Here is a 12484-nt window from a genome sequence, read left to right as displayed (position 1 = left end):
AGCGCACTCGACGGCTTCGACGGGCGGCGGTGAGGAGGCGAGGAGTGAGCGGGTTCGGTGCGGCGCTGGTCCTGCTCGTGGTCGCGGTCGTGCTGGTGGCCGGCGCGTACGGGCTCGCGTGGCTGGTGGCGGAGGCTCCGGTTTCCGGCCCCGTCGCCCCGTTCCTGTCCGGGCACGAGCCGGCCGAGCACGCGGTCTCCCGGTATCACGCCCGGTGGTACGTGCTGGCGATGGTGTACCTCGCGTTCGAGGTGGAGATGCTGTTCATGTACCCGTGGGCGCTCGTGGTCCCGTCGGTCGGGGCCAGCGCGGTGATCGAGATGTTCCTGTTCCTGGGCATCTTGCTCGCCGGGGTGGTCTACGCGTGGCGGGAAGGGGCGTTGCGGTGGGCGTGAGGAGTGCGCTGCGGCGCTTCGCCGCCGGTGCGCCGCACGTGCTCGTCGCGGAGACCCCGGGCGGTGCGGCGGCGCGGTTGGCCGTCGAGGACTTCGTGCGCGTGCGCGGTTGGCCGGTGGCGGCGAGTCCGGCGGATGCGGACGTGCTGGTGCTCGCGGGGCCGGAACACCCGGAACTGGCGGGGTTCGTCGACCGGACGTGGCAGCAGGTTCCGCGTCCGCGGGTTCGCGTGCCCGTGCCCGCTGCTGCGGACGCGGGAACCGCGCTCGACAACGCCGGGGCGCTGTTGGCCGAGGGCGGGCAGGTCCCGCAGCCGGTTGATCTTCGGCCTCCGGAGGGCGCTGGCGGTGACCACCACGGGCGCGGCGCCGGGGCCGAACGCGCGGACGGCGGCTCGGAGCACCGGCACGGCCACGGTTCGGATCACCAAGGCCGCGATTCGGACCAGCGGGGCCACGGTGGCGGGCACCACCACGACCACGGTTCGACGGCGGACGTGCCCGGTGGTCTGGCGATGGCCGAGCGCGGCTCGGACCGCGACGGGCTCATGCTGGATCAGTTGCACGTGCCGCTGGGGCCGGTGCTGCCGGAATGGCCGGCCGGTCTCGTGGTGCGCATGACCGTGCAGGGGGACGTGGTCCAGGAGGCCGAGGTCACGGCGGTTTCCGGACGGGGGCCGGTGGAGGCGTTCTGGAACGCGCCCCGGCGCCGCGCCGCTGCCGGTCACGACGTGCCCGCGGGGGAGGCGGCTCGGCGGTGCGCGGCCGCGCACCTGGACAGCCTGGCCCGCCTGCTGGCGGTGGTGGGGTGGCCCGATGCCGTGCTGGAGGCGCGGCGGGTGCGTGCCGGTGTGCTCGCCGGTGCCAGCACCGAGCGGGTGGTACCGGAGGTGGGGCGACTGGCTCGGCGGTTGCGCCGCTCGCGGACGCTGCGCTGGCTCACCGGGGAGATCGGGGTGCTGTCCCGCGCCGCGGCGGAGCGGGCGGGAGTGACGGGTCCTGCGTTGCGGGCGAGCCGGGCGGCGGGTGATGTCCGAGCGCGGTGGTTGACGTGGCTGGACGAGCTCGACGGGCTCGTCCAGCAGGTTGATGGCACCGCCCGGATGCCCGAGGACGTGGCGCCGCCGCGCGGCGAGGCGGGATCGGCGCCGCTGCTCGCGGTCCTGCCGGACCTGTTGGAGGGCACGGAGATCGCCGCGGCGCGGCTGATCGTGGCCAGCCTCGACCCGGACCCGGCTGAGCTCGCCCACGCCTCCCGGGGGGTGCCCGATGGGTGACGCGCCGGTGTGGTCGATCGTGGTTCTGCCCTTCGCGCTGGCGGCGGCGACCTACGCCGCGCTCGGGTTCGACGCGGCTCTGCGGGCGCGCGCCGCCGGACGGGCCGTGTCGCTCCCGGGCGCGGTGATCGGCCCCGCGCGTTCGGCGGTCCGGCTGCTGGTGCAGCAGCGGCGCACCACCACCGCTGCTGACGCCGTGCTGTGGCGGGCCGGTGCGGGCGCGGTACCGGTGGCGGCCGTGCTGGCGGGGCTGGTGCTGCCGCTGGGCGGCCGCGCGGTGGCGGACCTCGACGTCGGCGTCGTCTGGTTCAACGCGATGGAGATCCTGGCCTGGGCGGCGGTGTGGATGGCCGGGTGGGGTCCGAACTCGGCGCTGTCGCTGGTCGGGGGATACCGCTTCGTGGCGCAGGGGCTGGCCTACGAGCTTCCGCACATGTTCGCGTTGATCACCGCGGCCACGGCGGCGGGAACGCTGCGGGTGGGCGGCATCGTCGAGGCCCAGTCCGGCCTGTGGTTCGCGGCGTGGATGCCGGTCGCGTTCCTCGCCTACCTGCTCAGCGCGGCGGCGATGGCGTTCTGGGGGCCGTTCGCCGCACCGCTGGGCCTCGACATCGCCGGCGGGGCGGCCGGTGAGCTGTCCGGTGTGGACCGCCTGGTGTTCGCGGGTGGGCGGTGGATGTTGCTCGTCGTCGCCGCCGCGATGGCCGTCCCGCTGTTCCTCGGCGGGGGCAACGGGCCCGTGCTGCCCGCGTGGACGTGGACCGCGGTGAAGACGGCGGCCGTGCTGGCGGTGGTGGTGTGGCTCGGCCGCCGGTTCCCGGTGGTGCGGATGGAGAGGTTCGCCGAGTTCGCGTGGCTCGTGCTGATCCCGCTGACCGTCGTGCAAGCGCTGGTCGTGGCCCTGGTGGTCCTGGCGCGGTGAGGAGGTGTTCGTGAGCGCGGTGCTGTTCTGGATCTTCGGGGTGCTCGCGGTGACCAGCGGGTTCCTGGTGTTCCGACTGGACTCGATGGCGCAGGTGACCTTCGCGCTGCTGGCCTCGTTCCTGTTCGTCGGTGCCGAGGTGGTCCTGCTCGGGTTGAGCTACCTCGGTGTGGTGATCGTGCTGATGATGATCATGGAGATGGTCGTCATGGCCGTGTTCATGATCATGTACATGATGAACCCGGCCGGGCTGATGCCGATGGCGATGTACCACAACAAGGCCGGGGCGATGGCGATCTCGGTGGGCACCTTCGCCGTGCTGGCGGTCGGGATCTTCCTGGTCGACTGGCCGCAGCGGGCGGGGCGCCCGCCGGCGGACCCGACGCGCGCGCTGGGCGAGGCGCTGATGGGCCCGCAGATGCTGACCATGATGACCCTCGGGCTCGCGCTGTTCGCGACGATCGTGGCCGCGGTCGTGCTGGCCACCCGCCGCGGGCGCTACGACCGGTTCGGTGACGAGCTGCGCGGGCGCAAGGCCGATGACCCGGTTCCCGGCGGGGTGGGCCGATGAGCCTGCAGTTGTTCCTGCTGCTGGCGGCCGGGTTGTTCGCCATCGGCGTGTACGGCGCGCTTTCGCAGCAGTCGATCGTGATGCTGATGATGGGCTTGGAGCTCATGCTGGGCGGGATCATCGTCGCTGCGGCGGCGTTCCGGTACTTCCTCGCACCGGCGGCGGTAGCGGGTCAGGTGCTGATCCTCGTGGTCATCGCGGCGATGGCGGTGGAGATGGCCGTCGGGTTCGCGGTCGTGACGGCGATCTTCCGGGCGCGCGACGCGGACATGACCGACATGGCCGCCGATCTGAGGGAGTAGCCGATGGAGGTGCTCGGCTGGCTGCTGGTCGCGGTGCCGCTGGGAGCGGGAGGGCTGCTGACCTGCCTCGGCCGGCGGGGCGACCGGTTCGCCTCGACCGCGGGGATCTGCACCGCGGCGGTCACCGCGGTCCTCGCCCTCGCCGCCGCCGTGCTGCGCCCGGAAGTCGGCGCGCCGCTGTTCGCCGGGATCGACGCGGGACTGGCCGTCGACGGTCTCTCGGCGGTCCTGGTGCTCACCGTCGCTGCGGTGACCCTGGCCGTGCTGCTCTTCGCCGCCGGCGAGGGCGACCTCGACGTGGCGCGGGCGCGGTTCACCGGGCTGATGCTGCTGTTCTCCGGGGCCATGCTGGTCACCGTCACCGCCACCGGTCTGGTCGTGCTGCTCATGGGCTGGGAGGTCATGGGGGCGACGAGCTGGGCCCTGATCGGGTTCTGGTGGCGCGAGCCCCGCAGGGTGCGGGCCGCGGGGGTCGCCTTCCTCACGACCCGGGCGGCCGACCTGGGGCTCTACCTCGCCGCCGGCGCCGCCCTCGCCGGCGGTACCGGCGCGCTCGCCCTGCCCGCACTGCCCGAGGCGGGGCGGCCGTGGCTGGACGTCGTGACCGCGGGGGTCGTGCTCGCCGCGCTGGGCAAGTCGGCACAGGTGCCGTTCCACTTCTGGCTCTCCCGGGCGATGGAGGGCCCGAGCCCGGTCTCGGCGCTGCTGCACTCGGCGACCATGGTCGCGGCCGGGGCCTACCTGCTGCTGCGCCTGCACCCGCTGCTGGTCGCTTCCGGATGGGGCGCGGGACTGGTCGCGTGGGTGGGCGCGGGCACCGCACTGCTGCTGGGCCTCGTGGCGGTCGCCCAGACCGATCTCAAGCAACTGCTCGCCGCCTCGACCTCGGCCCAGGTCGGGTTCATGGTCCTGGCCGCCGGGACCGGCGGGATCACCGGTGGGACGATGCAGCTGGTGGCCCACGCGGCCACGAAGTCGGCCCTGTTCCTCGCCGCCGGGGCCTGGCTGACCGCGCTGGGCAGCAAAGCGCTGCCCGCGCTGCGCGGAGCGGCCCGCCGGTACCCGCTGGTCGGTGCGACCTTCACCGTTGCGGTCGCCTCCCTGGCCGGTCTCCCGCCGCTCTCGCTGTGGGTGAGCAAGGACGTAGTGCTCGCCGCCGCGGGCAGCAGCCCGGTCCTGCACGTCCTCGGGCTGGCCGCGGCGGTGGTCGCCGCGGTGTACAGCACCAAAGCCGCGTGGTTCGCCTGGCGACCGGAGCCGGAGGCGACCGGGCGGGACGCCGAACAGCGCGGTACGCGCCGGATCCCCGCTGCCGCGCCGCCCGTGCTGATCGTCCTCAGCGGACTCGCAGCCGCGCTGGGGCTGCTCGGCCTTCCGCCCCTGGGCCGCGCAACCGCGCTCCTGATCGGACGGACGGCCGCGCCGGCACCGGCGGGGTGGGAACTCGTGCTGTCCGCTTCGCTGGCGGTGGCCGCCGCGTGCGCGAGCTGGTGGTGGGCCGACCGCCCGGTACCGGTCCCCGCACCAGCGCGCCGAGGGCTGACCGGGTGGCTGCGGTGCGAGCACGCCGCACGGGTGCTCATCGCGCGGCCGACGATGGCGCTGGCACGCGCTCTGGCCGCCTTCGACGACCGCGTCCTGAACCGGGCGGTGATGGCGTTCCCGGCGGCCGGCCTCGGGCTGGCCCACCTCGTCAGGAGTCGCGCGGAACGCCCGATCGACGGTGCGGTGCAGGTCGTGGCCCGCGGATCCCGGCAGCTCGGTGCGCTGGCCCGCCGGCCCCAGACCGGGCAACTGCACCAGTACTACGCCCAGACCGCCGTCGCGCTCGCCGCGCTCGTCCTGATCCTCGTCCTGGTGCGGTGATCCATGCTCTCGCTGATCGTCTTCCTGCCCCTGGCAGCCGCGCTGGTGCTGGCCGCGGTCCCGGAATCCGCCGGTCCCCGGCCGTTCCTGTTCAGCTGGATCGCGATCGCGGCGGCCGATGCCGTCCTGGTCGTGCTCGCGTGGGTCGGCTACGACCCCGGCAGCGGGATCGCCTACGAGCAGGACCTGCGGTGGATCCCCAGCGCCGGGGTGGGCTACCACGTCGGGGTCGACGGGCTGTCGTTGCCGCTGATCGCGATGACCGCGCTGCTGTTCCTGGCGTGCGCCGTGCACTCGCTGCGCCAGACCCGTCGGGTGAAGGGCTTCGCGCTGCTGTTCCTGTTCCTGCAGACGGTGAGCACGGGCCTGTTCACGGCGCTGGACCTGATCCTGTTCTTCGTCTACTTCGACCTGTCCATCGTGGGCATGTACTTCGTCATCGCCGGGTGGGGGCACGGCAACGCGAAGCGCTCGGCGCTGACGTTCTTCCTCTACACCTTCATCGGGTCGCTGGCGCTGCTGCTGGGATTCATCGGTCTGTACCTGGCCGCCGAACCGCACACCTTCGACCTCGTCGCGCTCGCGCGGGCGAACCCGCTCGCGGGGCAGGGCACCTACGCGGCGCTGGTGCTGCTGGCGATCGGCGTCGGGCTGGCGGTGAAGACCCCGACGGTGCCGGTGCACACCTGGCTGCCGCCCGCGCACACCGATGCGCCCGCGGCGGGATCGGCGATCCTGGCCGGCGTGCTGCTGAAGATGGGCACGTACGGCTTCGTCCGCATCGCCGTGCCGCTGCTGCCGGAGGCCTGGCACGACTACGCCGCTGTCGTGGTGGTGATCGGGGTCGTCTCGGTGCTCTACGGCGCGTTGGTGGCGCTGGCGCAGGAGGACTTCAAGCGCCTGGTGGCCTACACCTCGGTCAACCACATGGGATACGTCGTCCTCGCGCTCGGCGCCGCGGGAATCATGACCGCGGGCGAGGTGCAGGCGCGCTCGTTGGCCGTGACCGGAGCGGTCACCCAGATGGTCAGCCACGGCCTGATCACCGGAGCGCTGTTCCTGCTCGCCGGGGTTTTCCACGACCGCCGCGGCAGCTACGACATGAGCGCCTACGGAGGCGTGGCCGGACCGGCACCCGTGTTCGCGGGGGCGACCGGTGTGGCCGCGTTCGCCTCGCTCGGGTTGCCGGGCTTTTCCGGGTTCATCGCCGAGTTCCAGATCTTCGCCGGCAGCCTCGCCTCGGCCGCGGTGGCCACGGCCCTGGCCCTGCTCGGCATCCTGATCACGGCGGGCCTGTTCCTGCGGGCGCTGAACCGGGTCTTCCTCGGGGACCTGCGCCTGCCCGACGCCCCCGGTGCGACGCGCGGGTTCGCGGACCTGCACCGGAGCGAGGCCGCCTCGATCCTCCCACTGCTCGCCTCGGTCGTCGTGATCGGTGTTGTGCCGCGCTTCCTGCTCGACGTGATCGAACCCGCCGCCACTGCGCTGATCGGAACCCTCGGCCGGTGACCATGAACGAGAACCCCGCCGCCCTCGTCCCGGAACTGTCCCTCGTGGCCAGCGCCGTGCTGGGCCTGCTGCTCGGCTCCTGGCTGCCCCGGCGCCGGCAGGGCTGGGTCCGCCTGCTCGCCGCAGCCGCCTGCTTCGCGGGCCTGGCCGCCACCGCGGTGGCCATGACCACCGCCCCGCAGGTCGTCTTCGGTGGTAGTTACGCCGTCGACACCGCCACCAACGCGGGGCGGCTCATCGTGCTGACCGCCACCTCGCTGACGCTCTGCCTGTCCGCCGACGCGGTCTCCTCCCAAGCCCGCGAGACCGAATTCCACGTGCTGCTGCTGCTCGGAGCGCTCGGCACGATCATGCTCCTCGGCGCCTCGGACCTGCTGCTGCTCGTCGCCGCGTACCTGCTCGCCTCGATCCCGCTGTACGCGTTGGCCGGCTTCGCCGCGGACGCGTCGGGCACGGAGGCGGCGCTGAAGTACTACCTCATGGGTGCGCTGCTCGGTGCCGCCCTGCTCGCCGGAACCACCCTCCTCTACGGACTCGGCGGTGCCACCGGCTACGCCGCGCTCGCCCGGAACCTGCCCGCCGCTCCCGCACCGGCCGTCGCGGTCGGGGTGGTGGCCGTGCTCGCCGGGCTGCTGTTCAAGATCGGCGGCGTGCCCGCGCACTTCTGGGTGCCCGACGTGACCCAGGGCGCCAGCGCACCGGTCGCCGCCTTCGTCACCACAGTGCCCAAGATCGGCGGCCTCATCGCCGCCTACCGGCTGCTCGCCGAGGTCATGCCCGCGGTAGGTCTCAATTGGACACTGCTGGTGGCCGTGCTCGCCACCGCGTCGATGACCCTGGGCAACCTCGCCGCCTTCGGCCAGGACGACGTGCGCCGCCTGCTCGCCTACTCCGCGATCAGCCAAGTCGGCTACGTCCTCGTGGCCGCTGCCGTCGCGCATCGCAGCGAGCTCGCGCTGCCCGGACTGCTCTTCTACCTCGCCGCCTACGCCGTCACCAACCTGGGCGCGTTCGCCGTCGTCACCGGACTGCCACGCGCGAGGCGGCTGGAGGACTACCGCGGCCTCGCGCGGCGCCACCCCGGTCTGGCCGCGGTGCTGGTGGTGTGCCTGCTGGGACTGGTCGGCACCCCGCCGACCTCGGTGTTCCTGGGCAAGCTGGAGGTGTTCACCGCAGCGATCGACGGTGACCTGACCTGGTTGGCGGTCGTGGCGGTGATCAACACCGTCGCCAGCCTCTTCTACTACCTCCGCTGGATCCTGCCGGTCTTCCTGCCCGCACCGGAGTCGTCCGGCGACGGCCTCGTCCCGGCGGGACGCTGGTCGGCTGCGGGGGCCTACACCGCCGGAGCCGCCTCCCTGGCCCTGGGAATCGCCGGTGGGCTCGTGCTTCCGCTGGGCACCGGGCCGCTGCTGTCGTAGCGACCGGCGGAGTCCCGACGACGCGGGCGAGCAACCACGCGGCAGCGACCCGCCGGTGGGCCGGCGCGCACCGGGGTCGTCAGCGATCTCCGCGGAGCAGGACCAGGTCCACTCAGGTACGACGCGACGAGGTGGATCACCGCGGCGGCGATGGGCGGGCGGTTCCGGAGGGGGGCTCGTCCACCCGCGGGAGGTTCGGCACGGTGCCCTCGGTCGGGAGGTCGAGTTCGCCGCTCATGCGGCGATGCACCGGCGGGAGCGCAGCGGCCGAGCGCGGGGCGGTGCTGCTCCGAGCGCTCCCGGCGTCCCCGGGAGAGCTTCCGGCGTCCGCACCGGCGCGCTCGGCGCGTGCGGCTCGGAGGCAGCACGCGCACGCCACGGCGCACGCAGCGCCCATCAGCGCGATCGCTGCCCGAGCGGGCAGGACCACGGACACGGGGCCGGCGAGCAGCGGCCCGGCGGACTGGCCGGCCAGCAGGAAGCTGTTGGCAGTGCCGACGTAGCCGCTGCGGCGCTCTTCCGGGGCGTGCCTGCTGAAGTGGAAGAACAACGACTGGGCCAGGGCGGCGAAGCCCGCTCCTTGCAGCAGTCGCAGCACGATCAGGCCGGCGATGCCGAGCGGGAGCGCCTGGGCGGCGATGCTGACGGCGCAGACACCCGCGGCGATCGCCAGCACCCGCACCGGTCGCTGAGCGCGGTCGTTGTGCCGACCCCACCAGAAGGAGGCGATGAGCGTCGCGCCCCAGGTCAGGGATTGGAAGATCCCGACCCACAGCCCCGCCTGGCTGGGAGTGACTCTTTGCTGGACGTGTTCGGCGAAGACGGGGATCAACCCGTAGACGCCGAAGTAGACCCCGACCGCGGCCGCGGCCAGCGGTAGCGCTCCGGGCACGTGCCAGAAGCCCGCTCGGCGGGCGCGCCCGTCCGCAGCGGTCCGCTCCTGCGCCGGAGGGGGCTCGGGCGCGGTGGCGCGTGGTTCGCGCAACCCGAGGGCGCACGCCCCGGCGAGCACGGCGGCCAGCACGGCGATGGCGACCATGAGGCCACCGAGCTGGCCGGCCCCGATGAGCGCACCGCCGGCCAGCGGCCCGGCCAGGGAGCCCGCGGCGGTGGCGCTGAACGATTTGCCCAGCGCCGATCCGCGCTCGTTCCCCGGTCCGGCGGCCCCGGCGAAGGCTTGCGCGGCTTCGACGACGCCGCCGAGGCTGCCCTGCAGCAGTCGGCCCAGCACCAGCGTGATCGGGTTGCTGGCCAAGGCCATGACCAGCATCGACACGGCCAGGCCGAGCAGGGCGCGCACGACCATCCAATGCCGCCCGACGCGGTCGCCGACGCGGCCCCACAACGGGGTCGCCGCGGTCAGCGCCAGGGCGGGGGCGGCGATGGCCGCTCCCGCCCACGTCTGGATCGCGGCTGTGCCGGTCAGGCCCATGTCCTCGACGTAGAAGGGCATGATCGGCACCAGCATCATCAACCCGGCGGTGTTGGTGAACTGGCTGGCCCACAGCAGCACGAGGTTGCGTCGCTGGACGCGCTCGGCGGTGGTCACGGCACCTCCGTCAGATCGGCTCGGCTCGCGCGGTGCTTGAGGTCCTCGGCCCAGGTGTCGTCGTAGATCGTGTCGAGGTAGCGCTCGCCGCGATCGGGCAACCACGTGACCACCCGGGCGGACTCGGAAAAGCCCTCCAGCAGCGCGTCCAGCGCTGCGATCACCGCCCCGGAGGAACCGCCGGCCAGCAGGCCCTCGGTCTCGACCAGCCGCCGGCAGCCGGCGGCGGAATCGGGGTCGGCGACGTGGACGACCCCGTCGACCTCTTCGGGGGTGAAGATCTCGGGCACGCGGCTGGCGCCGAAACCGGGGATGTGGCGTTTCGCCGGCGGCGCCCCGAAGATCACCGACCCCACCGCGTCGACGGCCACCACCGTCAGCTCCGGGTTCACCTCGCGCAGCCGGCGCGCCGTTCCCTGCAGCGACCCGGTGGTGGATACCGGGGCGACGAGGTAGTCGATGGGGCCGTCGACCTGCTGCAGGATCTCGGCCCCGAGCGTGTCGTAGTAGGCCCGCCAGTTGCGCTCGTTGGCGTACTGGTTGACCCAGACCACCCCGGGGTTCGCCTCGGCGTGGTCCTGCGCGCGGCGCACCCGGGTGTGCAGGTACCCACCCGCCTCGTCGGGCTCGGTGACCACGTCCACGTCCGCCCCGAACAGCTCGAGCAACCGCAGGTTCGTCGACGAGGTGTTCGGGTCCACCACCGCGGTGAAGGACAAACCGTGCGTGCGGGCGGCCACGGCCAGCGCCACACCGAGGTTGCCGGAGGTGCTCTCCACCAGCCGCATCCCCGGTACCAGTCGCCCCTCGCGCACGCCCTGCTCGACGATGTGGCGGGCGGGGCGGTCCTTCATGCTCCCGCAGGGGTTGAGCATCTCCAGCTTGGCCAGCACTTCCACCGCGGGGTCGGGGAAGCACCGCCGCAACCGCACCAGCGGAGTCGAACCGACGCAATCCAGAACGGAATCGTATGTCACCACAAACCTCCTGGCCGCTCCACCGCGGCGCACGCGGGGAGCTCAGCCGCGTTCACGGGAATGGGGACCGGCCGCCGTTCCCGGCGACCGGTGAAGAACGAGGAAATTCCGGACAATGGGCGGGTGCACCAGCCCAGTGGCAGTACCCGCCGCACGGTCGGAGAACTGAGAAGGGGCCGGAACATCTCTCAGCGTGAACTCAGCTCGAATTCAGCGAGACACCGGCCTGCGGCCGTGAAATCAGGTTCGTGACACACCGAGGGTGATCAGCAGGGGGAAACCAGCGAGCAAACCGGGTGGGCGCGTCGACCGCCATCGCGCGCGTGCTCGTGTGTCCAGGTGCGCAGCCCCGGCGAGGACCACCACCAGTGCGCCGAGGAGCGCCAGGAGATCGCCCTGCGCGGAGGGCGCGAACCGCTTGATCGCGTCCATCACGTGGTCGCTCGTGACGTGGCACACCGGGCTCGGGTGCTCGTCCCCTTCTGGGTGGGGACCTGTCTGCCGGTCCGCCGCCGCAGACGTTGAAACCGCCTCGTCGGCGTGGAACGCGGCCGTCCCCGGATGGCCGCCGGAGGTGGCGGTAGCGCCCGTCTGCGTTGCAGTTTGAATCTGCGAATGGTGCGGCGGCAGCGTGCACATCAAAAATGCTGAAAGCGCGAACAGCACGAGCAGCGCGGTGCGCCCGCGACTCGACTGGAGTGCCCTCAGCATGATTCCCACTCTAACCAACGCTGCTGGGGCATCGACCAAGAGACATGGCTCTCGTCACCGGACGAGGTGCCGAACGGGACGCGGGGGAGGAACGGACTCCCCCGTCCGGAGCTCGGTGGGCCGCGCCGCTCACCACCGGCAGCGGCCGGCTCCGCGCTGCGTTGACGTGCGGCTGAACAGGCGTGATCCTCACGGATCGTGACGTGTAGCACGAAACGCGGTGGACGTCGTTCCGCCGACAGATACACTGCTGATATGTCAAGTGTTGTGACGTCGGGATTGCGGTGGAATCAGTGACGACCAGCGAACCTGCCTACGCCTCGCTGGCCGAGAAGGCCTACGTGGCGATTCGTGATCGCCTGATCATGCTCGACATCCCTCCCATGACCGCGATCGACGACGCGGAGCTCGCCCGGTCGCTGGACATCGGGCGCACCCCGGTGCGCGAAGCGCTCAAGCGCCTCGAGGGCGACCGCCTCGTCGTGTCGTACCCGCGCAGGGGCACGTTCGCGACCGCGGTCGACATCACCGATCTCGCCTACATCTCCGAGCTGCGGGTGCAGCTGGAGCCGCTGGCGGCGCGCCGGGCCGCCGAGTACGCCAACGCGGAGGTCCTCGACGAGGTCGTCGAGCTCGCCGACGCCCTCGACGAGGTCGACGTGCGCTCGCTCAGCCGCGACGAACTCATGCGCTGGGACCTCCACGTGCACCGCACCATCTACAGCGCTGCCGGCAACCCGCACCTCGAGGACACCCTGGTTCGCTACGACAACCTGGCAACACGGATATTCTGCCTCTTCCTGGAGCGCATGGTGGATTTCGACAGCCACGTCGGTGAGCACTCGGACCTGCTCCGAGCGATCGGTGAGAGGGAGCCCGAGGAAGCGGAGAAGTTGGCACGCGAGCACGTGCTGAGCTTCGAGGAGGCGATCCGCTCGGTGGTCTGAGCCGCCGGACCTCCGGCGGCTCGCGACCGAACCGCCG

Annotated in this window: 12 protein-coding genes; 9 read left to right on the top strand and 3 right to left on the bottom strand. The window is 72.6% G+C overall.

Features of this window, described 5'->3' with window-relative positions:
* Positions 1-44: 44 nt before the first annotated feature.
* The 8 genes from ACVGV0_RS14575 to ACVGV0_RS14540 are packed head-to-tail and all read left to right on the top strand — an operon-like array spanning position 45 to position 8263.
* Positions 45-395, top strand: coding sequence for an NADH-quinone oxidoreductase subunit A (locus ACVGV0_RS14575; RefSeq protein ID WP_459156225.1), 351 nt, complete (start codon positions 45-47; stop codon positions 393-395).
* Positions 386-1672: a hypothetical protein gene (locus ACVGV0_RS14570; RefSeq protein ID WP_459156224.1), complete on the top strand. Its 1287-nt coding sequence runs from the start codon at positions 386-388 to the stop codon at positions 1670-1672. Before ACVGV0_RS14575 ends, ACVGV0_RS14570 begins: the two co-directional genes overlap by 10 nt.
* A complete protein-coding gene (locus ACVGV0_RS14565) occupies positions 1665-2594 on the top strand; it encodes a complex I subunit 1 family protein (protein WP_459156223.1) in 930 nt (309 codons plus the stop codon). The genes ACVGV0_RS14570 and ACVGV0_RS14565 overlap by 8 nt, the downstream gene beginning before the upstream one ends.
* Positions 2595-2604: 10 nt before the next feature.
* Positions 2605-3165, top strand: a complete 561-nt coding sequence (locus tag ACVGV0_RS14560) for an NADH-quinone oxidoreductase subunit J (protein ID WP_459156222.1) — start codon at positions 2605-2607, stop codon at positions 3163-3165.
* Positions 3162-3467 carry an NADH-quinone oxidoreductase subunit NuoK gene (gene nuoK / locus ACVGV0_RS14555; protein ID WP_459156221.1) on the top strand — a complete coding sequence of 102 codons (306 nt, stop codon included), beginning with the start codon at positions 3162-3164 and terminating at the stop codon, positions 3465-3467. The genes ACVGV0_RS14560 and nuoK overlap by 4 nt, the downstream gene beginning before the upstream one ends.
* Before the next feature lie 3 nt (positions 3468-3470).
* Complete coding sequence (locus ACVGV0_RS14550; RefSeq protein ID WP_459156220.1) at positions 3471-5333, top strand: NADH-quinone oxidoreductase subunit 5 family protein; 1863 nt, start codon at positions 3471-3473, stop codon at positions 5331-5333.
* Between the two features lie 3 nt (positions 5334-5336).
* Positions 5337-6842: a complex I subunit 4 family protein gene (locus tag ACVGV0_RS14545; protein WP_459156219.1), complete on the top strand. Its 1506-nt coding sequence runs from the start codon at positions 5337-5339 to the stop codon at positions 6840-6842.
* A gap of 2 nt (positions 6843-6844) precedes the next feature.
* Positions 6845-8263: an NADH-quinone oxidoreductase subunit N gene (locus ACVGV0_RS14540; protein WP_459160017.1), complete on the top strand. Its 1419-nt coding sequence runs from the start codon at positions 6845-6847 to the stop codon at positions 8261-8263.
* 136 nt (positions 8264-8399) lie between these two features.
* Here the strand turns inward: ACVGV0_RS14540 and ACVGV0_RS14535 are convergent, their stop codons facing one another.
* The 3 genes from ACVGV0_RS14535 to ACVGV0_RS14525 form a co-directional block, all read right to left on the bottom strand.
* Positions 8400-9812, bottom strand: coding sequence for an MFS transporter (locus ACVGV0_RS14535; protein WP_459156218.1), 1413 nt, complete (start codon positions 9810-9812; stop codon positions 8400-8402).
* The gene (sbnA, locus tag ACVGV0_RS14530; RefSeq protein WP_459156217.1) at positions 9809-10789 is read right to left on the bottom strand and encodes a 2,3-diaminopropionate biosynthesis protein SbnA; all 981 of its coding nucleotides are present in this window, start codon (positions 10787-10789) and stop codon (positions 9809-9811) included. Before sbnA ends, ACVGV0_RS14535 begins: the two co-directional genes overlap by 4 nt.
* 240 nt (positions 10790-11029) lie before the next feature.
* Positions 11030-11500 (bottom strand): hypothetical protein, encoded by a 471-nt coding sequence (locus tag ACVGV0_RS14525; protein WP_459156216.1) that lies wholly within the window; start codon positions 11498-11500, stop codon positions 11030-11032.
* A gap of 293 nt (positions 11501-11793) precedes the next feature.
* Between ACVGV0_RS14525 and ACVGV0_RS14520 the strand changes: the two genes are divergently transcribed.
* Complete coding sequence (locus tag ACVGV0_RS14520; protein WP_459156215.1) at positions 11794-12447, top strand: GntR family transcriptional regulator; 654 nt, start codon at positions 11794-11796, stop codon at positions 12445-12447.
* Positions 12448-12484 lie beyond the last annotated feature (37 nt).

The sequence above is a fragment of the Salinifilum ghardaiensis genome (assembly GCF_054491345.1).
Note: the sequence above shows the minus strand (reverse complement) of the source record. Positions and strands in the feature narration are given on the sequence as shown.